The organism is Bradyrhizobium sp. AUGA SZCCT0182 (assembly GCF_018130185.1).
Lineage (GTDB): Bacteria > Pseudomonadota > Alphaproteobacteria > Rhizobiales > Xanthobacteraceae > Bradyrhizobium.
On the sequence record NZ_JAFCLY010000002.1, the window covers coordinates 235935 to 260945 of the forward strand.

22 protein-coding genes are annotated in these 25011 nt (G+C 62.5%); 5 read left to right on the forward strand and 17 right to left on the reverse strand.

From position 1 onward, the window contains the following. Window positions 1-126: 126 nt before the first annotated feature. The 4 genes from JQ611_RS03465 (at window position 127) to glsA (ending at window position 5839) form a co-directional block, all read left to right on the forward strand. Complete coding sequence (locus JQ611_RS03465; RefSeq protein WP_192739703.1) at window positions 127-348, forward strand: acetyl-CoA carboxylase biotin carboxyl carrier protein subunit; 222 nt, start codon at window positions 127-129, stop codon at window positions 346-348. 158 nt (window positions 349-506) lie between these two features. Continuing rightward, entirely contained in the window at window positions 507-1670 is a 1164-nt protein-coding gene (locus JQ611_RS03470) for a TAXI family TRAP transporter solute-binding subunit (protein WP_212464516.1), read from the forward strand. A gap of 52 nt (window positions 1671-1722) precedes the next feature. Further along, window positions 1723-3969: a TRAP transporter permease gene (locus JQ611_RS03475; protein ID WP_212264945.1), complete on the forward strand. Its 2247-nt coding sequence runs from the start codon at window positions 1723-1725 to the stop codon at window positions 3967-3969. Window positions 3970-3991: 22 nt separating this feature from the next. Further along, entirely contained in the window at window positions 3992-5839 is a 1848-nt protein-coding gene (glsA, locus tag JQ611_RS03480; RefSeq protein ID WP_212464517.1) for a glutaminase A, read from the forward strand. On the opposite strand, the gene JQ611_RS03485 is transcribed toward glsA, so the two are convergent. Beyond that, complete coding sequence (locus JQ611_RS03485) at window positions 5836-8169, reverse strand: Tex family protein (RefSeq protein WP_212464518.1); 2334 nt, start codon at window positions 8167-8169, stop codon at window positions 5836-5838. The genes glsA and JQ611_RS03485 overlap by 4 nt on opposite strands. 234 nt (window positions 8170-8403) lie before the next feature. Here JQ611_RS03485 and JQ611_RS03490 point away from each other — a divergent pair, with 234 nt between their 5' ends. After that, window positions 8404-9660, forward strand: coding sequence for an Hsp70 family protein (locus tag JQ611_RS03490; RefSeq protein WP_212264948.1), 1257 nt, complete (start codon window positions 8404-8406; stop codon window positions 9658-9660). Window positions 9661-9662: 2 nt separating this feature from the next. Here the strand turns inward: JQ611_RS03490 and JQ611_RS03495 are convergent, their stop codons facing one another. From JQ611_RS03495 to JQ611_RS03570, 16 genes are all read right to left on the reverse strand, one after another. Further along, window positions 9663-10382 carry a class I SAM-dependent methyltransferase gene (locus JQ611_RS03495; RefSeq protein ID WP_212464519.1) on the reverse strand — a complete coding sequence of 240 codons (720 nt, stop codon included), beginning with the start codon at window positions 10380-10382 and terminating at the stop codon, window positions 9663-9665. A 60-nt stretch (window positions 10383-10442) separates the two neighbouring features. Beyond that, complete coding sequence (locus JQ611_RS03500; protein WP_192739710.1) at window positions 10443-10895, reverse strand: nuclear transport factor 2 family protein; 453 nt, start codon at window positions 10893-10895, stop codon at window positions 10443-10445. Window positions 10896-10907: 12 nt separating this feature from the next. Then, the gene (locus JQ611_RS03505) at window positions 10908-11435 is read right to left on the reverse strand and encodes a carboxymuconolactone decarboxylase family protein (RefSeq protein ID WP_212464520.1); all 528 of its coding nucleotides are present in this window, start codon (window positions 11433-11435) and stop codon (window positions 10908-10910) included. A gap of 3 nt (window positions 11436-11438) precedes the next feature. Then, a complete protein-coding gene (locus JQ611_RS03510; protein ID WP_212464521.1) occupies window positions 11439-11672 on the reverse strand; it encodes a hypothetical protein in 234 nt (77 codons plus the stop codon). Window positions 11673-11991: 319 nt separating this feature from the next. Beyond that, window positions 11992-12342 carry a Zn-ribbon domain-containing OB-fold protein gene (locus JQ611_RS03515; RefSeq protein ID WP_212388785.1) on the reverse strand — a complete coding sequence of 117 codons (351 nt, stop codon included), beginning with the start codon at window positions 12340-12342 and terminating at the stop codon, window positions 11992-11994. Then, on the reverse strand, window positions 12339-13475 hold the full coding sequence (locus tag JQ611_RS03520) for a thiolase family protein (RefSeq protein ID WP_212464522.1): 1137 nt from the start codon (window positions 13473-13475) through the stop codon (window positions 12339-12341). Before JQ611_RS03520 ends, JQ611_RS03515 begins: the two co-directional genes overlap by 4 nt. Window positions 13476-13620: 145 nt before the next feature. Then, a complete protein-coding gene (locus JQ611_RS03525; RefSeq protein WP_212464523.1) occupies window positions 13621-14787 on the reverse strand; it encodes an acyl-CoA dehydrogenase family protein in 1167 nt (388 codons plus the stop codon). A gap of 11 nt (window positions 14788-14798) precedes the next feature. Continuing rightward, window positions 14799-16001 carry a CaiB/BaiF CoA-transferase family protein gene (locus tag JQ611_RS03530; protein WP_212264955.1) on the reverse strand — a complete coding sequence of 401 codons (1203 nt, stop codon included), beginning with the start codon at window positions 15999-16001 and terminating at the stop codon, window positions 14799-14801. A 245-nt stretch (window positions 16002-16246) separates the two neighbouring features. Further along, the gene (locus tag JQ611_RS03535; protein WP_212270304.1) at window positions 16247-17416 is read right to left on the reverse strand and encodes an acetyl-CoA acetyltransferase; all 1170 of its coding nucleotides are present in this window, start codon (window positions 17414-17416) and stop codon (window positions 16247-16249) included. A gap of 55 nt (window positions 17417-17471) precedes the next feature. Next, entirely contained in the window at window positions 17472-18122 is a 651-nt protein-coding gene (gene eda, locus JQ611_RS03540) for a bifunctional 4-hydroxy-2-oxoglutarate aldolase/2-dehydro-3-deoxy-phosphogluconate aldolase (RefSeq protein WP_312011864.1), read from the reverse strand. Between the two features lie 44 nt (window positions 18123-18166). Next, complete coding sequence (locus tag JQ611_RS03545) at window positions 18167-19069, reverse strand: sugar kinase (RefSeq protein WP_212464525.1); 903 nt, start codon at window positions 19067-19069, stop codon at window positions 18167-18169. Between the two features lie 147 nt (window positions 19070-19216). Then, window positions 19217-20200 (reverse strand): D-erythronate dehydrogenase, encoded by a 984-nt coding sequence (gene denD / locus JQ611_RS03550; RefSeq protein ID WP_212464526.1) that lies wholly within the window; start codon window positions 20198-20200, stop codon window positions 19217-19219. Window positions 20201-20405: 205 nt separating this feature from the next. Further along, entirely contained in the window at window positions 20406-21341 is a 936-nt protein-coding gene (locus JQ611_RS03555) for a carbohydrate ABC transporter permease (RefSeq protein ID WP_212270308.1), read from the reverse strand. Next, window positions 21334-22293 carry a carbohydrate ABC transporter permease gene (locus JQ611_RS03560; RefSeq protein ID WP_212270309.1) on the reverse strand — a complete coding sequence of 320 codons (960 nt, stop codon included), beginning with the start codon at window positions 22291-22293 and terminating at the stop codon, window positions 21334-21336. The genes JQ611_RS03555 and JQ611_RS03560 overlap by 8 nt, the downstream gene beginning before the upstream one ends. A gap of 104 nt (window positions 22294-22397) precedes the next feature. After that, window positions 22398-23717, reverse strand: a complete 1320-nt coding sequence (locus tag JQ611_RS03565; RefSeq protein ID WP_212464527.1) for an ABC transporter substrate-binding protein — start codon at window positions 23715-23717, stop codon at window positions 22398-22400. A gap of 40 nt (window positions 23718-23757) precedes the next feature. Further along, the gene (locus JQ611_RS03570; protein WP_212034178.1) at window positions 23758-24825 is read right to left on the reverse strand and encodes an ABC transporter ATP-binding protein; all 1068 of its coding nucleotides are present in this window, start codon (window positions 24823-24825) and stop codon (window positions 23758-23760) included. Window positions 24826-25011 lie beyond the last annotated feature (186 nt).

Sequence of the window (25011 nt, forward strand, 5' to 3'; positions counted from 1 at the left end):
TGGCTCCGTTCCGCCCTGCGGAATAAAATTCCACTTGCAGATCAAGCTACCTCAGGCAATCTGCAGCCACAACAAAAAGCCGTTCGCGGGACGAAATTGTCACGTCACACGGTACCGGAGGGTGGCATGCCAGAGATCAAGATTGTGACCGAAGTCGCCGGACGCGTGTGCGCGCTGGCTGCAGAAGCTGGAGCGAGTGTCGGTGACGGCGACGAGATTGCATTCGTCGAAGCGATGAAAATGGAAATCCCGGTAACGTCGACAATTACCGGGAAAATCAAGGCAATTCTGGTCAAACTCGACGACGTGATCGCTGAAGGACAGGTGGTCGCGATCGTCGAAGCTTAGCTCTTTCGCGCTCATACTTTTGATGCGTGACGATCTGTCCGCCAGTGCAACTGGCATAATGGTGGACGTGAACGTGCTCGGACGTTGCCATAGCAATGCTGCGATGACATCATCCTAATCAGAAAAAGTTTCATCTAGCGAAACAATTTGGGGGAAACATGAACCGTCGACTGTCGAACTTTGCGCCTGCCGCACTCGCAGGCATCTCGCTCATGGCGTTTGCGCCGGCGCTGGCCCAGGACGTCAAGCTGCCGCCGACCATGACGTTCACCGCCTATGACACCGGTACCGCCGGATTCAACATTGCGGTCGCCGTCGGCAAGATGATGAAGGACAAATACGGCACCGACCTGCGGGTTCTCCCGGCAGGCAATGACGTGGCGCGCCTCGCGCCCTTGCGCGCCGGTCGCGCGATGTCTTCGGCGATGGGGTCCGGCACCTATTTCGCGCAGGAAGGCGTGTTTGAATTCGGCGCCAAGGAATGGGGGCCGCAAGCCTTGCAACTGGTGCTCTCGTCGGTCGACTGCAACGCAGGTTCACTCGGCGTCGCCCGCGATACCGGGGTCAAGGAGGTCAAGGATCTCCGCGGAAAGCGGGTCGGATTCGTCGTCGGCTCCCCGGCGCTGAACCAGAATGCGCTTGCGATCCTGGCGTTCGGCGATCTCAAGCAGAGCGACGTCAAGGCGGTGGAATTCTCCAGCTATGGCGCGATGTGGAAGGGCTTGATCAACAACGACGTCGACGCTGCCTTCGCGACCACCATCACCGCCCCTGCAAAGGAAGCCGAGACCTCGCCGCGCGGCATCGTCTGGCCCCCGCTCCCGCACAGCGACAAGGCTGGTTGGGAACGCGTCAAGAAAGTCGGTTCGTTCTTCTTCCCGCACGTCGCCACCTGCGGCGCCGGCATTACGAAGGAAAAGCCGATCGAACTCGGAAACTATCCGTATCCCATTTTCGTCGTCTATGGATCGCAGCCGGCTGATCAGGTCTATGCCGTGACCAAGGCGATGATCACGGGCTACGACCTTTACAAGGACGCTGCTGCCGGCGCCGCCGGTCTAGCGGCCGACCGCCAGACCAAAAACTGGGCGGTGCCCCTCCATCCCGGCGCGGTGAAGGCGATGAAGGAAGCCGGCCAATGGAGCGACGACCAGGAGGCGCACAACAATGCGCTGTTCAAGCGGCAGGCCGTTCTGGCCGCGGCGTGGGCCGACTACGGCAAAGCCAGCCCGCCGTCGGATGAGAAGGCATTCCTGGATGGCTGGATGAAGGCTCGCGCCGCAGCCCTTGCCAAAGCCGGCATGCCGAACGGATTCGAATAGACCATCGCAAACCCGCGCACGACCGATCGCCCGCAACTATTGGAACAGATGAATGACGCTTCCTCCATCCGATAGAGCGCAGCAGCCGCGCGCCGTGTCGTCGCCGACCGGCGGCGGCCCGGCCGAGCCGGCCAAGGTCGAGTTGGCCGATCCGCTGGTCGCGGTAGCCGACCTGCAGGAAGCCGAGGTCTCGCGCATCCGAACGCTGAAAGGCGGCTGGCGCTGGTTGCTGATCGTCCTGACCGCGGTGACGATCCTGCTCTGCGTGAACCAGCAATTCTCATTGCGGTTCTTCATCGACTACACGCAGCTCAACACCGAATATTTCTATCTGCTGATCGCGTTGATGCTGCCTTTTACGTTCCTGATATTTCCAGGTTCGGAGAAGGCAAGCATCGAGCGAATGCCCTGGTATGACATCGCGCTGTTCCTGCTGACATTCGGTGCGGCGATCTACCTGATGATGAACGTCCGCAAGGCGGCGTCGGCAGGCTGGGAATTCGGCGGCGCGCCGACGCCGGTGATCGCAGCCGGCCTGGTGATGTGGTTCGTGCTGATGGAGGCGTTGCGGCGCACCGGCGGCTGGAGCCTCCTGCTCAGCGTGCTTCCATTCACGCTGTATCCGATGTTCGCCGATTCCAAATGGCTTGGACCATTTCGCGGCACCCAATCGAACCTCGAACAGACCACCGCCTATCACACGCTGTCGGGCGAAAGCCTGCTCGGCATTCCGGTCCAGGCCTTCGCCGACACGGTGATCGGCTTCCTGGTGTTCGGCACCGCGTTGATGATGACCGGCGCCGGCAAGTTCTTCATCAATATCGCATTCGCGATGTGCGGAACGTTCCGCGGCGGCGCGGCAAAGGTCTGTGTCTTTGCCAGCGGCCTGCTCGGCACCGTCGGCGGCAGCATCGTCTCCAACGTGCTGACGGCCGGCACGATGACCATCCCGGCGATGAAGAAGACCGGCTTTACACCATCCTACTCCGCCGCGATCGAAGCCTGCGCCTCGACCGGCGCCGTTCTGGCGCCGCCGGTGCTCGGCGCCACCGCGTTCGTGATGGCGCAGTTCATGAACACCAGCTATGCCGACGTCGCGCTGGCGGCGACCATCCCCTCGATCCTGTATTATGTCGGCCTGTTCGCGCAGGTCGACGCCTACGCCGCGCGTCACAAGCTGAAGGGGCTGCCGCGGGAGGAGCTCCCGCGCTTCTGGGATGCCTTCAAGGAAGGCTGGTACTACCTCTTTGTCATCGCGATCCTCGTGGTCATGCTGCTGCACTTCAAGCGCGAAAGTCACGCGCCGTTTTACGCATCCGTGCTGCTGGTGATCCTGCATCAATGGTCGGGACCGGCGCCATGGAAGCGCGGCAATACGGCGGTGCTCGTCCTCTCGATCGTCGCGACCGGGCTGATGTTCTGGTTCGACGTGCTCAACGCGATCCTCTGGGGCATGTGCCTGCTCGCCGCGCTCAACGAATTCTTTCCGGGCAAGAACTGGGGCGGCGCGCGCTGGCTGCAGTTCCTCGAACTGAACGGCAAGACCTTCGTCGAGCTGATCGCCATTCTCGCTGGCTGCGGTCTCCTGATCGGTGCGTTCTCGCTCACCGGCGTGATTTCAAGCCTTGCCAACGATTTGCTGAACATCGCCGGCGGCGACGCGTTCCTCCTGCTCATCATGTGCGCGTTCACCAGCCTGATCCTCGGGCTCGGGCTGACCACGACGTCCTGCTACATCTTCCTCGCGATCCTGGTGGCCCCTGCGCTGGAAAAGCTCGGGCTCAACAAGATGGCCGTGCACATGTTCATCTTCTACTGGGGCATGCTGTCGGCGATCACGCCACCGGTCGCCATCGCCTCGTTTGCCGCGGCCGGCATCGCCGGTGCGCCCGCGATGAAGACGGGCTGGGAGAGCATGTGGGTGGGCAGCATCATCTATTTCATCCCGTTCTTCTTCGTGCTGAACCCCGCATTGCTGCTGCAGGGGAACAACCCCTATCTGGAAGCGATCGGGCTGACGGGGTTGGCCTGTTTCGGCATCATCTTCATATGCGGCGGCATCCAGGGCTATCAGGCCTATGTCGGCGACCTCCGCGGCGCCGGCGCACTGGAATGGCCGCTGCGCGTGCTGCTGGTGATCGGCGGCTTCGTGATCGCGACACCCGGCGGCGGCATCATGCCGATCTCGCAATTGCAGATCACCTGCCTTGGCCTCGCCATCCTGATCCCGACCGTGCTGGTCGCCTTCCTGTTGTGCCGGCGCCAAAGTCTGTTGCCGAACCAGTTGCGCGCCCCGTGATTGCGCGGCAAAACGGTAGGCGATGAAAGTATCGCCCACCGGCGCCCCGGCCTGGACCAGTTCGAAACCGCCATTGCTGCGGTTTCTCGACGGCTGTCACGCCGAATACCTGCCCGAGACCAGCGGGGCGGTTGCCGACTACATCCCTGAGCTCGGCAAGGCCGACCCTGCCCATTTTGGCATCAGCCTCGCGACCCTCGACGGCCATGTCTACGAGGTCGGCGACACACAGGTCCCCTTCACGATCCAGTCGATGTCAAAGCCCTTCGTGTTCGCGCTGGCGCTGGACACGCTGGGCGCCGCGCGCGTGGAGAGCGTGATCGGCGTCGAGCCTTCTGGCGATCCCTTCAACTCGATCCGTCTCAACGCCGAGAACCACCCGTTCAATCCGATGGTCAATGCCGGCGCCATCGCCTGCTCCGGGCTGATCTATGAGGCCAAGGGCGACGGCGCGTTCGAGTACATCCGCCAGGCTTTGGGACGTTTTGCCGGGCGCGAGCTTGGCGTCGACGACGCCGTATATTCCTCCGAGAGCCTGACCGGCGACCGCAACCGGGCGATCGGCTATCTCCTGCGTACCAACGCGGTCATCAGGGACAATGTCAGCTCGGTGCTGGAGGTCTATTTCCGCCAATGCGCGATCCTGGTCAACGCGCGCGACATCGCCGTGATGGCGGCGACACTGGCCAATCGCGGCATCAATCCGGTCACCGGCGAACAGGTGATGAGCGCTTACGCGATTTCGCGGACGCTGTCGGTCATGACCAGTTCCGGCATGTATGACTACGCCGGCGAATGGATCTACCGCGTCGGCATCCCCGCCAAGAGCGGCGTCGGCGGTGGCATCCTCGCCGCCTTGCCGGCGCGGATCGGGCTCGGCAGCTATTCGCCCAAACTCGACAAGCACGGCAACAGCGTACGCGGCATCAAGGTCTGCGAGGCGCTGTCGGCGCATTACGACCTGCACATGCTCAACCGCAGCGACAATGCGCGCAACGCCATTATTGCCGATTACGATATCGGCGAAAATCCGTCACGGCGCAGCCGCCGCCCGCACGAGCAAACCATCCTCGCCGCGCACTATCAGGACGTCCGCGTCATCGAGCTGATGGGCACGCTGTCGCTGTCGAATGTCGACTATATTGCGCGCCGGCTCGTGGCCAAGCCACTCCCGCAATTCGTCATCTTTGATTTTCGCCGGGTCACGTCGATGACCCCGGCGGGCGCCCGGCTGCTCGCCGAGGAGTTTCGCGAGCTGGCGGCCTATCAGGTCACCGTGATCGTGTCCGGCATCAAGCGGGCCGACGCGGAATGGCAGCCGATCGCGGAGCGGACCGGCACCCTGCCGAACATGCGGTACTATTTCCTGCTCGACGCCGCGATCGAATGGGCGGAAGACCAGGTGGTGTTTCGCCATGGCGGTTCGATCGATTTTTTCGAGACGACGGAACTGTCCGAACAGCCGCTGCTGGTGGGATTGACGGACGAGGAACTGACCGATCTGGGTTCGCTCTGCAGCATCACGACCTACCAGCCCGGCGAAAAGATCATCGCGTCAGGCGATCCCGCCACCTCGCTGTTTTTCCTGCGCAGCGGCGTGGTTCACGTCACCCTGCCCGACGGCATCCGGCTGGCGACGCTGACCGCGGGAATGCCGTTCGGCGAGATGGCCCTGCTGGAGCCACGCCGCTCCGCCGACGTGCTGGCCGATATGTCGGCCACCGCCTTTGAGGTCCCGCTCCGCGATTTCGAACGTTTTCGTGAGCAGCATCCCCGCGCCGGCGAGCGGATCATGCGCAACCTCGCGCAACTGCTCGCCGACCGCCTGATCCTCGCCAACGCCAAGGTGAATTTGCTGACGTCGAATTAGATCTTTCCGCGCCCGCTTTTCTCCGCGGCACGCTTCAAGGCCTCAGCGAGCGCGCCCCCGCCAGATTCCTGGGCCTTGCGCGGCGCTGACGACGTCATCGATGCCTTCGAGTATTCCCGCATCTTGCTGTCCGACAGCTTGGGGCCCTTGTCGCCGACCTCGTCGTCGAGACGCAATGTCAGTGCGATGCGCTTGCGGGCGACCTCGACCTCCAGCACTTTCACCTTGACGATGTCGCCAGGCTTCACCACCTCGCGCGGATCCTTGATGAAGGTTTTCGACATCGCCGAGATGTGCACCAATCCATCCTGGTGCACGCCGATATCGACGAAGGCACCGAACGCCGCGACGTTGGTCACGGTGCCCTCGAGGATCATGCCGCGCTTGAGATCCTTGATCTCCTCGACGCCCTCCTTGAACACCGCCGCCTTGAACGCCGGGCGCGGATCGCGGCCGGGCTTTTCAAGCTCGCGCAGGATGTCGGTCACCGTCGGCAGGCCGAACGTGTCGTCGACGAAACTCTGCGGCTTCAGCTGGCGCACGATCTCGGCATTGCCGATCAGCGCCTTGATGTCGCTCTTGGTCGCGGTCAGAATCTTGCGTACCACCGGATAGGCTTCCGGATGCACGCCGGAGGCGTCGAGCGGATCCTCGCCGCCCTGGATGCGCAGGAAGCCGGCACACTGTTCGAATGCCTTCGGGCCGAGCCGCGGCACTTCCTTCAGCCCCTTGCGCGACTTGAACGGGCCGTTGGCGTCGCGGTGCTGCACGATGCTCTGCGCCAGACCCGCGCCGATGCCCGACACCCGCGCCAGCAGCGGCGCGGACGCCGTGTTGGCATCGACGCCGACCGCGTTGACGCAATCCTCGACCACGGCATCGAGCGAACGCGCCAGCTTGGATTCGCCGAGATCATGCTGGTATTGCCCGACGCCGATCGCCTTGGGGTCGATCTTCACCAGTTCAGCCAAGGGATCCTGCAGGCGCCGCGCGATCGAGACTGCGCCGCGCAGGGTGACGTCGAGCTCGGGCAATTCCTCGGACGCAAAGGCCGAGGCCGAATAAACCGACGCGCCGGCCTCCGACACGACGATCTTCGACATGTTCAGGTCCGGCAGCAGCTTGACCAGCTCGGTCGCCAGCTTGTCGGTCTCGCGCGACGCGGTGCCGTTGCCAATCGCAATCAGATCGACGCGGTGCGCAACCGCGAGCTTGCCGAGCGTCGCCAGCGCCGCGTCCCACTGCCGCTGCGGTTCGTGCGGATAGACGGCGGTGGTGGCCACCACCTTGCCGGTGGCGTCGACGATGGCGACCTTGACGCCGGAACGGAAGCCGGGATCGAGCCCCATGGTGACGCGGGCGCCTGCAGGCGCCGCCAGCAGAAGATCACGCAAATTCGAGGCGAACACCCGCACGCCTTCGGCTTCGGCATTGGTCCACAGCCGCATGCGCAGGTCGATATTGAGATGCACCTGGATCTTGGTGCGCCACGCCCAGCGCGCGGTCTCGACCAGCCAGCGGTCGCCGGGGCGGCCCTGGTCGGAAATCAGAAAGCGCTGCATGATCTTCAGCTCATAGGCGCTCGGCACGTTGGCGACCGGGACTTGCGCGTCGGGCAGTATCTGCAGCTCGAGGATTTCCTCCTTCTCGCCGCGGAACAGCGCGAGGATGCGGTGCGACGGCAGCTTGTGCAGCGCTCCGTTGTATTCGAAATAGTCCTTGAACTTCTCGCCTTCGAGCTTCTTGCCCTTGCGCACGGTCGAGGTCATTACCCCATTCGACCACATTTCCTCGCGCAGCTTGCCGATCAGGTCGGCGTCCTCCGCGAACCGTTCCACCAGAATCGCACGCGCGCCCTCGAGCGCCGCCGCGACATCGGCCACTTGCTTTTCAGCATCGACGTAAGTGGCGGCCACCACCTGCGGATCGTTTTGCGGCTGTGTCAGCAGCAATTCGGAAAGCGGCTCAAGGCCGGCTTCCCTGGCAATCTCCGCCTTGGTGCGGCGCTTCGGCTTGAACGGCAGATAGATGTCTTCCAGCCGCCCCTTGCTGTCGGCGGCCATGATCGCGGCTTCCAGCGCGGCATCGAGCTTGCCTTGTTCGCGGACCGAATTGAGGATCGCAACGCGGCGCTCTTCCAGCTCCCGCAGATAGGTCAGGCGTTCTTCCAGGGTGCGCAATTGGGCGTCATCGAGCCCGCCGGTGATTTCCTTGCGGTAGCGCGCCACGAACGGGACCGTGGCGCCGCCGTCGAGCAACGTGACCGTCGCCTCGATCTGCTGCTCGCGAACGCCAAGCTCTTCTGCGATCTGTCGATTGATGTTTGCCACGCAACCTCTTTCCAGACTGGCCGCGGCGGAATGATGGCCGCGGGACGCCGCTTATGGACTACCACGGATCGATTCATCAACCCGCCAGGGCCGCGAAAACGCAAAGAAATTGATCTGTGGATCAGCGTGGCCGGATTGCCGGAATCGTTGGGTCAAGTCCCTATTAACGGGCCAATATATGTGTGGATCGACGGCCCGGTAATGTGTAGACGGACGCTTCCCCTGGGAGCGTCCATGTCCATTTGCGGTCTAGATTTCGGAACGTCGAATACGACGCTCGGCACCATCGAAGGCGAAGCGCCGGTCCTGGCGGAGCTGGAAGCCGGCTACACCACCATTCCCAGCGCGATCTTCTATGAGGTGGACGGCGCGGTCCTGATCGGGCGCAAGGCCATCGCCGCCTATGTCGACGGCGCCCCCGGCCGCCTGATGCGCAGTCTCAAATCGGTGCTCGGAACCTCGCTGATCGACGAAACCACCCGCCTCGGGCGCCAGCGGACCGGCTTTCGCGACGTGATCGCCTATTACCTCGGCGCGGTGAAGCGGCGCGCGGAACAAGCTACCGGCCTCGAACTGCGCGATGTCGTGCACGGCCGCCCCGTGCATTTCGTCGACAATGCGCCGGACGCCGACCGCAAGGCGGAAGAGACGCTGCGCCAGATCGCGCGAGAAGTCGGCTTCGACGACGTCACCTTCCAATTCGAGCCGATTGCCGCGGCGCTGGATTATGAGCGCCAGATCGAACGCGAAGAAGTTGCCCTGATCGCAGATATCGGCGGCGGCACGTCGGATTTTTCGATCGTGCGGCTCGGGCCCGAACGCCACGCCAAGGCCAACCGCTCAAGCGACATTCTCGCCAATGACGGCGTGCGGATCGGCGGCACCGATTTCGACCGCCAGCTCAGCCTCGGCGTCGTGATGCCGCTGTTCGGCTTCGGCAGCGCCATGAGCCGCGCCGGGCTCGACGTGCCCTCAAGCTATTTCCACGACCTCGCGACCTGGTCGAGCATCAACCGCATGTATGAGCCGCGCGTGCTCGCGGACATCCGCCAGGTCCGGCGCGAGGCCAGCGAGCCTGAATTGCTCGACCGGCTGGCGCGCGTGGTCGAGGAACAGCGCGGCCACACGCTGTTGATGGAGGTCGAGGAAGCCAAGATCGCCCTGTCGGACAAGCGCCGCGCCGACATTCCGCTGGAATGGGTGATGCCCGGCCTCAACGCTGGCATCAGCCGCCCCGATCTGGTCAGCCATACCGGTCAACTGGCCGAGCGTATCGCCGCCCGCATCAAGAATTGCCTCACGCAGGCCGGGCTTGGGCCTGAGGACATCGACGCTGTCTTCCTGACCGGTGGTTCGGTGCAGCTCGCCCATGTCCGCAATGCGATCAGGAAGGCGGTGCCGGCGGCCCGTCTCGTCGAAGGCGACACGTTCGGCGCGGTCGGCAAAGGACTGACGCTGGAGGCGCTGCGGAGATACGGGCCGCGGGCCTGAAATCATCCCACGGAAGGCCGCTGCCACTCCATCACGACGAACCAGGGCACCCGCCGGGCACGTTCCTGATGCGCGGCCTCGCCGGATACGGGTCCGGGCTCCGCGAAAAACGTCAGATGCAGACCGCTTTCGAGAAAGGCCGTCATGTAGGCGGCAAGCGGCCGGTGCCAGTTCTGGATGCGTATTCCCGCCCATTCGAACCAGAATGGAAACTCTTCGAGGTAACGATCGACGGGAAAGTGAAGATGGCGTCCTTCGGCATCTTTCACCCACCCCCGATCGGCAGCGGCCGACGTGAAGCCGGTGAGATTTGCGATCAGCAGCGAGCCGCCGGGTTTCAGAACCCTGGCCATCTCGCTGATCGCCGTTCTGAAATCGACGATATCGATCAGCGTGAGGTAGCTGACAACCAGATCGAAGCTTGCCGCCTCGAATTCAAGCTGCTCGGCATTGCCGGACCGGTAGTCACCGGATGGATCGCGCTGCCTTGCTACCTCGAGCAATTGACCGGTCGGATCGATCCCGGTCGCTGCGATGCCGGCGGCCTTCAGCATCCTGCAGAAGCGGCCCTCTCCGCAGCCCACATCCAGCGCTCGCTCGAACCGGCCTGCCGCCACGCGGCTGAGCATGACCGGATCGAGCACGTGCTCGCGGCCCCAATCTCCGCGCTCGCCCATGGAGTCGATCCAGGCTTGCGCTGAAAGCTCCCATCCGTTGCTCATGAGGGCACCCGCATCCGAACACAGTCGTTATTGAATGGAAGCCGACGGCAAACCATCGCCTCAGCGGCCAACTTCGCCAAGTTTGGTGGATGGCTCGTGCTGCGATTCCAGCCGGTTGCCGTGGCGGTGAACGAGGCGCCATTCGCCGGCCTCGCGGCAAAAGATATGCGTAACCCGATTGGACCAGCCGGTGATGCCTTCGACGTCGGCGACGCGTTGGTTTTCGAAGGTCTCGATATCGGTCACGTAGAACATCGCAGGGGTGACGACCTTGGAGATATTCTCGTGACGGACGGTTCCGCCCTTGAACCTCGCGCCGGCCCAGTCCCACCGCCGAGACACCGCTTCCCATCCCTTCTCGTAGCCGCCCCAGCCGTAGAAGCTGGTCGCTTCCGAGGTGTGCGAATAAAGCGCCTTGATCGCGGACACATCACCATTGGCAACTCTGGCCATCGCCTGATGTAGCCGGGCGATGGCCACGCTTACCGAGGCGTCGAGTTCCTCTTCAGTCATACTCTCGCCCACCTATGGAATCACTTCGGTCACCGGCTGCAGGTCGATGGCAAACGTCTCCAGGAACTTCGACGTCATGATGTAGAAGCCAACCGAAAGCTGCAGCTCGACCAGCGCGGCCGCCGTCAGCTTCGACGCAATGGCGTTGAAGGTCGCATCGGTCGGCTTGTGCAGCTTGACGATTTCATCGGTGAAGGCGAGCGCGGCGCGCTGCACCTCGTTGAAGCATGTGGCCGACTGCCAGTTTTCCAGCGCTTCGTTCTGCTCGTCGCTGACGCCGACGTTCTTGCCGATACGCTTGTGCGCGACGATCTCGTAAGGCGCCTCGCACAGGATGCCGGTGCGGGTGATGGCAAGTTCGCGCACGACCGGATCGAGCTCGCCCTTGTGCCTGATCGCACCGCCCAGCCGGCAATATTGCTCGAAATAGCTCGGCGAATGCGCCATCATTCTGAAGATATTGGCATTGCGGTTCTTGCCGAGGATTTCGCGGGTACGATCGTTGTGTTTAGCGGGATCGCTGTATTCGATACGGGCCATTTCTCACCTTGTTTTCTTTGATTTTGCAGGCGGATCATGCCTTGCGGTTCCCTGCGGATCAACCAGACTATGCTCGGAAATCGCCACCACGCGCGCAAAATCCGGCTGCGCCTGAGCCAAAATGCCGCCGCATTGCTGTTCAAACTTGGCACGGTCGATGTTCGCTGAGTGGGGACTCAATCGAAGCGAATGATCGTCGCGGGGTGTTCCGAGTAAAAATAAACGGCCGTCCAGCACGCTTGTCGTGCAGCGATGAGCTATGCCCAAGTCTAGGGAGAAAGCATGAAGGAAGCCACCAAAAGGGCGGCCTCGGAGGCGCTTGCGCAAATGCTGGCGGTGACGGCAATGCTCGTCATCGCCAGCGTCATCTTCTACGCGCGGTGAAGCCGCGGTTTGTGAGTGAAAGCGTTACGAAGCAATCCAGAAAACATCCGTTCCGCGTCACTCTGGATTGCTTCGGAGCTTTGCATTTTGTTTTGACGCGTTTTCTTAACGCGAACCGGTGTCCACCCCCGGATCAAGTCCGAGGGCATGCTTCGCTCGAAAACGCTATGCTTCATTTTGCCTTTGCGAAATAAGGAATCAGCCGCCCGGCAAATGGCTGATAGGTCGCGCTGACCTGATCGCCAATGGCCAGATCGTGGTCGCCATGGGCCATCATGCGAAACCCTTCCGGCGTATCGACCAGCAAAATATTGTAGGGAACGTGCGCGCGGGTCTCAGGCGTTGCGGCGCGGCATACCAGCGAGGTCGCGTAGACCGTCCCTGCTCCACTTGCGGATTTCTCCGCCGGATCCGGCGCGCCACAGGCCGCGCAAAAGCTGCGACGGAAATATTGCACCTTCCCGCAAGCGGCGCAGGATTGGTAGACGATGCCTTCGCCGCCCTTGGTCCAATCCGCGTTCATCGCACCCGCTCCAGGAACATGCTGACATGCGACGACAGCACGCCGCCGTCGCCGTGCAATAGCGCGATCGAGGCATCTCGAACCTGGCGATTTTCAGCGCGCCCCGTCATCTGCAGATGGGTTTCGACCAGATGCGCCATCGCGCCGCCGACGCCGCAATGGCCGTAACTCAGCAAACCGCCATGGGTGTTGAGCGGCATCTCACCGTCGCGGCCGAAGTACCCTGCCCGCACCTTTGCCGCCGCCTCGCCGCGTTTGGCAAGGCCGAGGTCCTCCAGCAGCATCGCCAGCGTGATGGTGAAACTGTCGTAGACGGCAGCATAGCGCACGTCGGAGATCGTTAGGCCGGATGCGGCTTTGGCTTTCGCGATCGAAATCTCGGCGCCGAGCTCGCTCAAGGCTGGTGCCGCGGTGACATGCTGATGGGTATGTGCCTGTGCGGCACCACGCACGCGGATACCAGTCGCGCCGGTCGCCTCGCGGCTGATCACAAATGCCGCTCCACCATCGGACACCGGGCAGCAGTCGAGCAGCTTAAGCGGCATCGCCACCGGCTTTGACGCCATCACGTCGGCGACCGTAATCGCCTCATGGAACTGGGCGCCGGGATGTGTCAGCGCGTGCGCTCGCATCAGCACAGCGAATTCGGCGAGGTCTTGCTGGGTGACGCCGTATTCGTGCATGTAGCGCGACGCGACGAGGCCGTAATAGGCCGGGATCGTCGGCCCCAGCGTCACCTCATAGTCGGGGTGGCCGACCTGCGCCAGCGCCTGAATCGAGGCGTCACGGCTCTGCCCGGTGAGACGATTTTCGCCGCCGACCACCAGCACATGTTTTACGATTCCCGCATCGACCAGATAATGCGCCAGCATGGTCATCGCGAGCCCGGTCGCGCCGCCGACCTGTACGGCGTGGGCGTAGGACGGCCGGATGCCGAAATGTTCGGCGAACACCGTTGCCAGCATGATGTGCGGCGAAACCGTGCTGTAGCCGCAGAGGATGCCGTCAATTTCCGAGCGCTTCAGCCCGGCATCGGCAATCGCCATCTCGGCTGCCTTGCTCATGAGATCGAGCGAGGACGAGCCTTCGTGCTTGCCGTATGACGTCAGTCCGACACCGGTGATGAAGCTCATGGTCGTCCCCCATTGTCATTCCGGGGCGCGCGAAGCGCGAGCCCGGAATCCATTTCGCCGCCGTCGCAAGTAGCCCAATGGATTCCGGGCCTGCGCCTTGCGGCGCATCCCGGAATGACGACGTGGGGTAATCGTATGGCCATCCTCAATACGACTTCGGTAACCCCAGCACCTTCTCGGCGATAAAGCTGAGAATAAGCTGCGGGCTGATCGGGGCGATGCGCGGGATCAGGGATTCCCGCAAGTAACGCTCGACGTGATATTCCTTGGCGTAACCAAAGCCGCCATGGGTCATGACGGCCTGCTCGCAGGCATGGAAGCCGGCTTCGGCCGCCAGATATTTCGCGGCATTGGCCGCCGGGCCACACGGCATGCCCTTATCATATTGCCAGCCGGCGGAGAGCACCATCAGCCACGCGGCTTCCAGCTCCATCCAGTTCTTGGCCAGCGGATGCTGGATGCCCTGGTTCATGCCGATCGGACGATTGAACACGATGCGGTTTTTGGCATAGGCCGACGCGCGCGACAGCGCGACCTGGCCGAGGCCGACGGCTTCGGCTGCGATCAGGATGCGCTCGGGATTCATGCCGTGCAGGATATATTCGAAGCCGCGGCCTTCCTCGCCGAGCCGATCCTCGACCGGGATTTCAAAATTCTCGAAGAACAATTCGTTGGAATCGACGGGCTTGCGGCCCATCTTCTCGATCTCGTGCACGGCAACGCGCTGCTTGTCGAAGTCCGTGTAGAACAGGCTGAGGCCCTGCGTCGGCGTCTTCACCTCTTCGAGCGGCGTGGTGCGCGCCAGCAGCAGGATCTTGTTGGCAACCTGGGCGGTCGAGATCCAGACCTTCTGGCCGTTGACGATGTATTTGTCGCCCTTGCGCACAGCGCGGGTTTTCAGCTGCGTGGTGTTGAGCCCGGTGTTGGGCTCGGTCACCGCAAAGCAGGATTTGTCGCGCCCGTCGATGATCGGCGGCAGCATGCGTGTGCATTGCTCCTTGGTGCCGAATACGACGACAGGATTGAGGCCGAACACGTTCATGTGCACCGCCGAGGCGCCCGACATGCCGGCGCCTGACTCCGAAATTGTGCGCATCATGATTGCGGCATCGGTGATACCGAGACCTGAGCCGCCATACTCCTCGGGGATGCAGATGCCGAGCCAGCCGGCATCCGCGAGCGCGCGGTGGAAGTCGGCGGGATAGCCGCCTTCCTTGTCCTTCTTCAGCCAATAGGCGTCGTCAAAGCGCGAACAGATTTTCCCGATCGCATCGCGGATCGATTCCTGGTTGGCCGACAGCGCGAAATCCATGGTCTCAGTCCTTAGGTGTTTGATACGGTCTTGGTGACGCCGTCGCGAACCAGGGCGGCAATCTCGTCGACCGAGAAGCCTGCTTCCTGCAAAATCTCGGCGCTGTGCTCGCTCAGGCGCGGTGCCAATCGCGTCATCTCCACCGGTGTCTCCGACCACCGCGCCGACGACCGCATGTTGCGAATCCGTCCCTCGGTCGGATGATCTATCACGGGAGCGAAATCAGTCGCTGTTATGTGCGGGTCCTGCAGCAGGCTTTCGAGGTCATGCATCGGCATGACAGGCACGTCGGCCTTCTCGAGGATGGCGGTCCACTCGGCCGTGCTCTTGGTCTCAAGGATGCGCGCCAGTTCGGCATAGACGGTGTCGATATTGGTGGCGCGGCCGGCAAAGGTTGCGAACTTCGGATTGCTGCGCAAATCGTCGCGGCCGGTGGCATGGAAGAAATTCTCCCACTGCTTGTCGTTGTAGACGATCACGCAGATGTAGCCGTCGGACGTCTTGTAGGGCCGCCGGTCCGGCGACAGATGCCGGGCGTAGCCGCCCTTGTCGAGCGGCGGCTCATAGGTGAGCCCGCCCATGTGGTCGCCCATCACAAAGCTCGCCATGGTCTCGAACATGGGGATGTCGACGCGCTGGCCGCGGCCCGTGCGGTCGCGATCCACAAGACTGGCGCAGATCGCGCCGACCGCGGTGAGCCCGACGATGCGGTCGACCAGGGCATTGGGAACATAACGCGGCACGCCGTCGCCGGTCTGTGCCATCAACGCCGGCAGCGCGGTGGCGCCCTGGATCAGATCGTCATAGGCGGGTTTGGCTGCATAAGGCCCGTCCTGACCGAAGCCGAACACGCCGGCATAAATCAAACGCGGGTTGATTTTCGAGACCACGTCGTAGCCGAGCTGCAGCCGCGCCATCGCCTGCGGGCGCACGTTGTAGACCAGCACGTCGGCCTTCGCGATCAGCCGCAGCACGGCGTCGCGCCCGGCCGGCTTCTTCAGGTCAAGGCAGATGCTGCGCTTGTTGCGGTTGGTGTTGAGGAACACCGGCCCCATGCCTGGATGCCGCGTTGGCCCGATCTGCCGCGTGACGTCGCCATCATGCGATTCCACCTTGATGATGTCGGCGCCGTAATCGCCGAGCGTCTGGGTGGCAAAGGGCCCCATCAGCACGGACGTCATGTCGACGACCTTGATGCCTTTTAGCGGTCCCATGCCCAATTCGCTCCCGGATGTGGTTATTCCCCATCTAGTAACGGCAGGGTGAAACGAAGAGCAAGGGCGTCAGGGGTATGGGCGTATGCGTGGCGAAGCTCAATACTCCGCGTCGTCCCGGCGCAGGCCGGGACCCATACGCCGTGAAGTTGCAGTCGAAAGACGGAGCCTACGGCTCGGCAAAACAACGAACGACGGTGGTTATGGGTCCCGGCCTGCGCCGGGACGACACGGAATTTACCGTCTTACTTCGCCGGCTCCAACACTGAAACGTAGTTCGCCACCGCGGCGCCACCCATGTTGAAGATGCCCGCGAGTTTTGGATTCTTCAGCTGCATGCCCTCGGGCGCCTGGCCGACCAGTTGCATCGCGCTCATCACATGCATGGAGACGCCGGTGGCGCCGATCGGATGGCCCTTCGCCTTCAACCCGCCGGACGGATTGACCGGCAGCTTGCCGTCCTTTTGCGTCCAGCCTTCCTTGATGGCGCGGGCGCCCTGCCCGCGCGGCGTCAGGCCCATCGCTTCATATTCGATCAGCTCAGCGACGGTGAAGCAGTCATGGGTTTCGACGAACGACAAGTCGGAAAGGCTAACGCCGGCCTGCTGCAGCGCGCGCTGCCAGGCGACCGTGCAACCTTCAAACTGCAGGATGTCGCGCTTGGACATCGGCAGAAAATCCTGCGCGTGCGCGGTGGCGCGGAAATTCACCGCCTTGCCCATGGTCTTTGCGGTCTCCGAATCCGTCAGCACCAGCGCTGCTGCGCCATCCGACACCAGCGAGCAATCGGTCCGCTTCAGGGGCCCCGCGACGAACGGGTTCTTCTCACTCTCGGCGCGGCAGAACTCATAGCCAAAGTCCTTGCGCATCTGCGCATAGGGGTTGGCAACGCCGTTCTTGTGGTTCTTCGCCGCGATCATCGCCAGCGCATCGGACTGGTCGCCATATTTCTGGAAATAGCTCTGCGCGATCTTGCCGAACACCCCGGCGAAACCGCCGACGGTGTCGCCATCCTCGGGCAGATACGACGCCTTAAGCAGGTACTTGCCGATCTCCGGGCCCGGTGTGCGCGTCATCTGCTCGACGCCGACCACCAGCACGATCTTGGCCGCGCCCGCGGCGATCGCCCGGATGCCCTGATGCACCGCGGCCGAACCGGTGGCGCAGGCATTCTCGACCCGCGTGGTCGGCTTGAAGCGCAATTTGGGGTCGGCCTGCAGCACCAGCGAGGCGGTGAAATCCTGCGGCGAGAAGCCGGCGTTGAAATGCCCGAGTACGATTTCATCGACGTCTTCAGCGGAAATGCCGGCATCGGCCATTGCGTCGGTCGCTACCTTCACCACCAGGCTTTCAACGGTCTCCGCGTCGAATTTGCCGAATGGCGTGTGCGCCCATCCCACGATGCTGGCTGTCATGGTCGTTCTCCCTGTTCCGGTTCGGACGGTTTTGTACCCTATCGGAAAAAATACTTCACGCCGGTTTCAGCGTTTTCATCGCCCGCGCGCACATGGCTGAAATGCCGGCCCAGTTGCCGGACCGTATATCCGCCGCCGGGCAGAGCCAGGAACCGCCCACGGCCAGCACATTCGGTTCGGCCAGCCACGCCGCGGCATTGGCCTCGCCAATGCCGCCGGTCGGGCAAACCCTGATGTTCGGGAACGGACCTGCGAGCGCACGCAGTGCCTTGATACCGCCGGACTGTTCCGCCGGAAAGAATTTGACGAGGTCAAAACCGTGCGCCAGCGCCTGCATCAGTTCGGACGCGGTCGCGATACCCGGCGCAAACGGCAGGTCGCTGGCCGCAGCAGCCTTCAGCAGTTCTGGCGTCGCTCCGGGGCTAATGCCGAATTTGGCGCCGAGCGCCTCGGTCCGCTTGAGATCATCGCCGTTCAGGATGGTGCCGATCCCGACAATGGCGTCCGGCACCTCAGCAATCATGGCCTTGGCGGCCTCGATCGCTACCGGCGTGCGCAGCGTCACTTCCAGCATGCGCACGCCCCCGGCAACCAGCGCCCTGGCCAGCGGCACCGCGTCTTCCAGCCGCTCGATGGTCAGCACCGGTATGACGGTGGCGGATTTCACCAAAGCCGCGAGATTTTCCTGCCTTGCTGTTACATTCACGCTCATAGGGACGCCTTGCGAGAGGTTGCTGGTGGCCAACGATATCAGGCCGGCATTGCGTTGCGCGGGATAATCGCACCGGGGTGACATACCACAACGCCGGCAAGACGATGCCCGGCCCGCGCGGCCTCAACTGGCCCAGCACCCGCAAGCCGTGCGGCGATGTAGGCAGCTGCAAAACTGTCGCCCGCCGCCGTGGTATCGACGACGGGTTTCGTCAGCGGCTCGGCCCGGGTCCGATGCAACGCGCCGTCGAGACGGAGGATGCTCGCGGGTTCGGAAAGTTTTAGCACGACCTCCCCGCCCGGAATGCGCGCCAGCAAGCCATCGTGGCTTTCACCGGGATAGAGCGGCAGCAAATCCTCGGTCGAGGCCAACACGATATCGGCGAGATCGAATGCATCCTGATAGACGGCGCGGGCCACATTCAGGTCGGGCCAGCCGCGGGCACGAAAATTGGTATCGAAGGCAAACCGCGCCCCGGCTTCGCGGGCGCGCTTGATCCCCGAGAACAACCGCGCCCGGCCAACGTCATTGTAGAGCGATAGCGTGATCGCCGAGAGATAAACGATGTCGTAACTCGCCAGTGAATTCAGGATATCCGCCGTCTCCGGCAAATCCATCAGGCTGCGCGCGGCGGCGCTCTCGCGCCAGTGAAAGAAACGACGCTCGCCTTTGTCGTCGGTCTGGATCATGTAGAGGCCCGGCAATTTGCCCGATAGCCGGGACACCCGCGCCGTGCCAACACCCTCGGCCTCCCAGCCCGCGATCATTTCATCGCTCAGCGTATCGTCGCCGAGTGCCGTGATGTAGTCGGTGCCGGCACCAAGCCGGGCCAGATAGACGGCGGTATTGAGCGTGTCGCCGCCATAGCCGCGCGAAAACAGGCCGTGCTCGGCCTGCTTCAGCTCGATCATGCATTCGCCGATACAGGCTACCCTGGTCATGACCGCATCTGTACGGGATCGCCGGAACGCACGCTAGAGCAAGATGACTTCGTCATCTCGCTCTATCCTTTTGTTTGAGCATGATCTCCGAGCAAACGCTTCGCGTTTGTCGAGGGAAAACCGGTTTCCACTTTTCCGGATCATGCTTTAGCCGGCGAATTTGCCGCCGAGTTCATCTGCGATGTGAATCCGGATGATGTCATCAAAAGTCTTCTCGGCCGTGGTGAAGCCGAGCTTGAGCGCGCGGTCGGTGACGAAATCGCGCGGCCAGCCGCTGACGATGCTGATGATGGTCGGATCGGGCACCCGCTTGATGCGCGCGGTGACGTTCTTGCCGGCGACGCGATCAAGCGCGGCGATCTGTTCGCCGACGGTCACCGACATCCCGGGCATGCTGAGATTGCGCCGCGCGCCCATGGCGTTGAGGTCCATGGTGCCGGCGTGCATGAGAAAGCCGACCGCCGATTTCGGCGAGGCGTGCCAATGGCGCACGTCTTCGGACACCGGCAGCACCGCCTCCTTGCCCGCCAACGGCTCGCGGATGATGTTGGAGAAGAACCCGGACGCCGCCTTGTTCGGCTTGCCCGGCCGCACGCAGATCGTCGGCAGGCGGATGCTGATGCCGTCGAGCAGGCCCTTGCGGGTGTAGTCGTTGATCAGGAGTTCGCAGATCGACTTCTGGGTGCCGTAGCTCGTCAGCGGCGTATGGAAGAACTCGTCGCCGATCTTTTCGGGGAACGGCGCGCCGAACACGGCGATCGAGGACGTGAATACCAGCCGCGGCTTGTAGCCGCCGCCGATCGCACGGATCGCGTCGATCAAATGCCGCGTGCCGTCGAGATTGATCCGGTAGCCCTTGTCGAATTCGGCCTCCGCCTCGCCAGACACGATGGCGGCGAGATGGAAGATCATGTCAGGCCGTTCGGCGATCAGCGGCGCGGCGGCACCGGCATCGGCAAAATCGGAGGCAACGACGTTGACCGGGATCGAGCTGGCCGGCTTGGTGGGCGCCACCACGTCCTGCAGCGTCATGCGGGTGATGTCTTGCTTGCCGAGCCGGCCGTCGCGCAGCAGTTGCTCGGTCAGCTTGCGGCCGACCATGCCGGCGGCACCCAGAATAAGAATGTGCAAGACCTACTCCTTTTTCATTTTTGGTCGTCCCGGCCTCGAGCCGGGACCCATACGCCCCGGCCGATGTGACTGAGACGAAATGGTTGACGACTTCGTTTCAACAATTGCTGCCGGTGGTTATGGGTCCCTGCTCCTGAGCGCAATTGCGCCCTAGGCAGGGACGACAGCGATGGCTTTTGTTATTTCTTGCTTCGGGCCCGCGCGCTCACTCTTTCACGGCTCCCGTCATGGCCGACACATAATGCTCGACGAAGAAGGCGTAAAGGATAACCAGCGGCAGCGAACCCGCCAGCGCGCCGGCCATCAGCGATCCCCAGCGGTAGACGTCGCCATCGACGAATTCGTTGACGATCGCCACCGGCACCGTCTTGTTCTGCACCGAAGTCAGGAAGGTCAGCGCGTAGATGAACTCGTTCCAGCACAGCGTGAAGCAGAAGATGAAGGCCGAGATCAATCCCGGGATCGCCAGCGGCAGCACGATCTTGGTCAGGATCTGCCACCGGCTGGCGCCGTCGATCAGCGCGCACTCTTCCAGCTCGAACGGGATGGTCTTGAAATAGCCCATCAACAGCCAGGTCGAGAACGGGATCAGGATGGTCGGATAGGTCAGGATCAGCGCGAACGGCGTGTCGAACAGACCATACTGGAACACCACGGTGGCGAGCGGAATGAACAGGATCGAGGGCGGCACCAGATAGGACAGGAAGATCAGCCCGCCAACCCATTGCGCGCCGCGATAGCGCAGCCGCACGATGGCGTAGGCTGCCAGCACGCTGGCGAAGATCGACAGCACGGTCGAGCAGACCGCCACATACATCGTGTTCCACAGCCAAAGCGGATAGTAGCTTCCGAACAGCAGCTTGTGGATGTGCTTGAACGTCGGGTTCCAGGTCCAGAACGGGTTGTACGTGTTGAGGTCGAGCAACTGCTCGTCCGGCTTGATGGCGGTGAGCGCCATCCAGTAGAACGGGAACAACAGCACAACGACGATGATCCCGAGCGGCAGATAAAGCGTCACCAGGCGCCGCGGCAGCGACTCCAGATAGCTCATGCCGACGGTGTGATCGTCGGCAGCCGCGGTTCGCGCCGATCCCGACAACACCCCTTTGAGGTCGAGCCTCTGTGTGGGCAGATCAGTCATTGTTTTCACCTTGCTGCCACTTGCGGCGCTGCAGTCCGAACCAGGAGACCATGATCGCCGCCAGCAGGAACGGAATCATCGCATTCGAGATCGCGGCCCCCTCACCGAGAACGCCGCCGATGATCGCCCGCTGATAGGACAGCGTCGCCATCAAGTGCGTGGCATTGACCGGACCGCCGCGCGTCATCGCCCAGATCAACTGGAAATCGGTGAACGTGAACAGCACCGAGAAGGTCATTACGACGGCAATGATCGGCGTCAGCAGCGGATAGGTGATGAACCGGAACCGCTGCCAGCTGGTCGCACCATCGAGCGTCGCGGCTTCGTAAAGCGACGGCGAGACCGTCTGCAGGCCGGCCAGCAGCGTGATCGCAACGAAGGGAACGCCGCGCCAGATGTTGGCGAAGATCACGCAGATCCGCGCCCAGGTCACATCGCCGAGGAAATTGATATTGTCGGTGATCAATCCCATCTGCTTCAGCGACCAGGAAATGATCGAGAACTGCGAATCGAAGATCCACCAGAACGCCAGTGCCGACAGCACCGTCGGCACGATGAAGGGGATCAGCACCAAGGCTCGCAGCATCGCCTTGAACGGCATGTTCTCGTTCAGCAGCAGCGCGAGATAAAGGCCGATCGCGAACTTGATGACACTGGCGACGGATGTGTAGAGCAGCGTGTTGAATACCGACAGCCAGAAGATCGAGTCGCCCCAAAGCCATTCATAGTTTTCCAGCCCGACGAACGCGCCGGGCCTGCCGATGCGCGCGTCGGTGAACGAAATCCAGATTCCCAACCCCAGCGGATAAGCCAGGAAGAGAACCAGGAACACCATTGCGGGCAGCATGAACCAGAAGCCGAGATAGTTGCGATTGGCCTTGATCAGGTCCCACCTCGACGCCTCGCGAATCGGCCGTCTGGCAGTCCGGGGTTGGAGGGCGATGTCAGCCATTGGCAAAATCCCGCAAGTGTAACGGCCGTGGTGCCGTCTCGTCCTCGATAGCGAAGCATCCGGCAACTACGGGCGGCATTGCGTGCCGCCCGTAGCTGTTGTCATCAGCGATAGATGCGCTTCAGCTGCCGTTCGGCGATCGCAATCGCACCGGCGGCGGTCTCACGGCCGGTGCAATAGTTCGCGAACATGTCGACCACCAGGAAGTCGGCGATCGCGGTCGCCGCCTTCTCGCCGGGCGTACCGATGCCGGACGCAGGGAGCGCGCGCTTGCTGGCCTGGGCGAACACCGCATTCTTCGGGTCTGCCGTCCACACCGGCGACGAGTCATAAGCGTTGAGCGTGTGGGTCAGATAACCGCGCGCGCCGGACAACCACTTGTCGTAGTTTTCCTTCTCCAGCATGAAGGCGATGAAGGCCTTCGCAGCGTTCGGGTACTTGGTGAACTTGAACGCAAGGATCGGGACGCACAGCTGCAGTTCGGTTGGCTTGCCAATCGGACCGACCGGATACAGCGCGTGGTAGGTGTCCTCAGTGAGCTCTTTCTTGGTCGGGTCATCCTTGGCCGCGACGTAGATCGAGATGCCGTTGGCGGTGACATAAAGTTCGCCCGAAAGGAACGCCTTGTTATTGGAACCATCGTTCCACGACGCGGCGCCCGGAATGAAAGTATCCGAAAGCGCTTTGGTGTATTCCAGCGCCTTCAGGGTCTCCGGCGAGTTGATGATCACCTTGTCGCTCTTGTCGACGGTATAGGCGCCGTGACCCCAAAGGATCCAGTGCAGCCAGCCGTTGGCGTCGCCGGTTGCATGGCCGAGCGCGAAGCCCGCCGGGGTATTGTTTTTCTTGAGCGCCTTGCACATTTCAAGGAAGCCGGGAAAGTCCTTGGGAAACTCGCTGAAGCCCGCTTTGTCCACGGCAGACTTTCGGTAAGTCATGTAGCCGCCAATGGTGGCGACCGGGATACCCAGCCAGTTGTCACCCTGCTTACAGGTAACAGCCGCCGCTTCGGTCCACCCGCCGTATTTCTTGCCGAGATAGTCGGCGACGTCGTTCAGTGGCATCACCTGCGTCGGGAACAGTTGCGGCAGCGTATGCAGGCCCCAGACGACATCGAGTCCGGAGCCGGTGTTCGCAGCGACGGACGCCTTCGGCTGCACGTCCTCGAAGGACTCGCTGAACACGTTCATCTCGGTGCCGGTCGCGGCTTTGAAGGCGGCGACCATGGCGTTGAACGCGTCGTCTTCCGCCGGCACGAAACGCTTCCAGCGCATCACCGTCAGCTTGGCGCCCGGCTCCGCCTTCCAAGGCGAGGCTTGCGCCCAGGCCTTGGCGAAATCCAGCAGTGCAGGCCCGGTCAGCGCGCCAGCCGCGGCCAGCGCAGTGCCGCCTTGAAGCAGCGAGCGGCGAGTAAAATCGTGCATCGTAGATCCTCCCCTGTGAATTTGATTTTGATTATGTTTTTTAGGCGTTCAGTCGCTTTCCTGTGGTCTCGTCAAACAGATGGACGAGCGCAGGATCCGGCTTCAGCCGGATCTTGTCGCCCGGATTGAATTGATGTCGCTCGCGGAACACGGCGACGACCTGTTCGCCGCCGAGCTTGGCGAAGACCTGGGTCTCCGAGCCGGTCGGTTCGACCACCACAATCTCGGCTTCGGCGCCGTCATCGGCGATGGTGAAATGCTCGGGCCGGACGCCGTAGACCGCCGGCTTGCCTTCGGAGTTGGCGGGCGCCGACATCAGCGGCAGCTTGACACCGTTCGGGCCTTCGAACCCGGCGCTGCCGTTCGACTTCACCTTGCCTTTGAGGAAGTTCATCGCCGGCGAACCGATAAAGCCCGCCACGAACTGGTTGGCCGGCGTGTCGTACAGTTCGAGCGGCGTGCCCATCTGCTCGACGATGCCGTCATGCATCACCACGATCTTGTCGGCCATGGTCATGGCTTCGATCTGGTCGTGGGTGACGTAGACCGTCGTGGTGCGCAGGCGCTGATGCAGTTCCTTGATTTCGGTGCGCATCGCAACCCGCAGCTTGGCGTCGAGGTTGGACAGCGGCTCATCGAACAGGAACACTTGGGGATCGCGCACGATGGCGCGGCCCATCGCGACGCGCTGACGTTGTCCGCCGGACAACTGCCGGGGATAACGCTCGAGCAATGGGGTCAGCGCCAGGATTTCCGCGGCGCGCTTGACGCCGTTGGAGATTTCCTCAGGCTTGGCGCCGCGCAGCTTGAGCGAGAAGCCCATATTGTCGGCGACCGTCATATGCGGATAGAGCGCATAATTCTGGAACACCATCGCAATGTCGCGCTCTTTCGGCTGGACATTGTTGACCACCTTGTCGCCGATCGAAATCGTGCCTGAGGTGATGTTTTCGAGGCCCGCGAGCATCCGCAGCAAGGTCGACTTGCCGCAACCGGAGGGGCCGACGAGCACTACGAACTCGCCGTCCTCGATCGGAATCGAAACGCCGTGCAAAACCTCAAAATTACCGAACGACTTTCGCACGTCGCGAATCTGTACCGACGACATCGGACTTCTCTCCCCTCATTTTCTGTTTTCTGACGCCATCGGACGGAGGCCGGCGCCACGCTGTCTTGTTCGACTCTAATGCCATCCAGCCGAATTCAGCCAAGCATTATCATCCGCAGTTTGGCGGTTTTTAGCAATGCGATGGTAGCGCTGTCAATAATTGTTCATTTGTCTGGTTTCTTATGG

Excerpts from the sequence above, each read along its gene's own strand:
- JQ611_RS03515 (WP_212388785.1), bottom strand. The coding sequence starts at position 12,342 with ATGAACGCGGATTGGACCAAGGGCGGCGAAGGCATCGTCTACCAATCC.
- JQ611_RS03465 (WP_192739703.1), top strand. The coding sequence starts at position 127 with ATGCCAGAGATCAAGATTGTGACCGAAGTCGCCGGACGCGTGTGCGCG.
- JQ611_RS03495 (WP_212464519.1), bottom strand. The coding sequence starts at position 10,382 with ATGAGCAACGGATGGGAGCTTTCAGCGCAAGCCTGGATCGACTCCATG.
- JQ611_RS03530 (WP_212264955.1), bottom strand. The coding sequence starts at position 16,001 with ATGGGACCGCTAAAAGGCATCAAGGTCGTCGACATGACGTCCGTGCTG.
- JQ611_RS03555 (WP_212270308.1), bottom strand. The coding sequence starts at position 21,341 with ATGACTGATCTGCCCACACAGAGGCTCGACCTCAAAGGGGTGTTGTCG.
- JQ611_RS03565 (WP_212464527.1), bottom strand. The coding sequence starts at position 23,717 with ATGCACGATTTTACTCGCCGCTCGCTGCTTCAAGGCGGCACTGCGCTG.
- JQ611_RS03500 (WP_192739710.1), bottom strand. The coding sequence starts at position 10,895 with ATGACTGAAGAGGAACTCGACGCCTCGGTAAGCGTGGCCATCGCCCGG.
- JQ611_RS03490 (WP_212264948.1), top strand. The coding sequence starts at position 8,404 with ATGTCCATTTGCGGTCTAGATTTCGGAACGTCGAATACGACGCTCGGC.
- JQ611_RS03545 (WP_212464525.1), bottom strand. The coding sequence starts at position 19,069 with ATGACCAGGGTAGCCTGTATCGGCGAATGCATGATCGAGCTGAAGCAG.
- JQ611_RS03520 (WP_212464522.1), bottom strand. The coding sequence starts at position 13,475 with ATGAGCTTCATCACCGGTGTCGGACTGACGTCATACGGCAAGCACGAA.
- JQ611_RS03525 (WP_212464523.1), bottom strand. The coding sequence starts at position 14,787 with ATGGATTTCGCGCTGTCGGCCAACCAGGAATCGATCCGCGATGCGATC.
- JQ611_RS03475 (WP_212264945.1), top strand. The coding sequence starts at position 1,723 with ATGACGCTTCCTCCATCCGATAGAGCGCAGCAGCCGCGCGCCGTGTCG.
- JQ611_RS03535 (WP_212270304.1), bottom strand. The coding sequence starts at position 17,416 with ATGACAGCCAGCATCGTGGGATGGGCGCACACGCCATTCGGCAAATTC.
- JQ611_RS03505 (WP_212464520.1), bottom strand. The coding sequence starts at position 11,435 with ATGGCCCGTATCGAATACAGCGATCCCGCTAAACACAACGATCGTACC.
- JQ611_RS03560 (WP_212270309.1), bottom strand. The coding sequence starts at position 22,293 with ATGGCTGACATCGCCCTCCAACCCCGGACTGCCAGACGGCCGATTCGC.
- JQ611_RS03570 (WP_212034178.1), bottom strand. The coding sequence starts at position 24,825 with ATGTCGTCGGTACAGATTCGCGACGTGCGAAAGTCGTTCGGTAATTTT.
- JQ611_RS03470 (WP_212464516.1), top strand. The coding sequence starts at position 507 with ATGAACCGTCGACTGTCGAACTTTGCGCCTGCCGCACTCGCAGGCATC.
- glsA (WP_212464517.1), top strand. The coding sequence starts at position 3,992 with ATGAAAGTATCGCCCACCGGCGCCCCGGCCTGGACCAGTTCGAAACCG.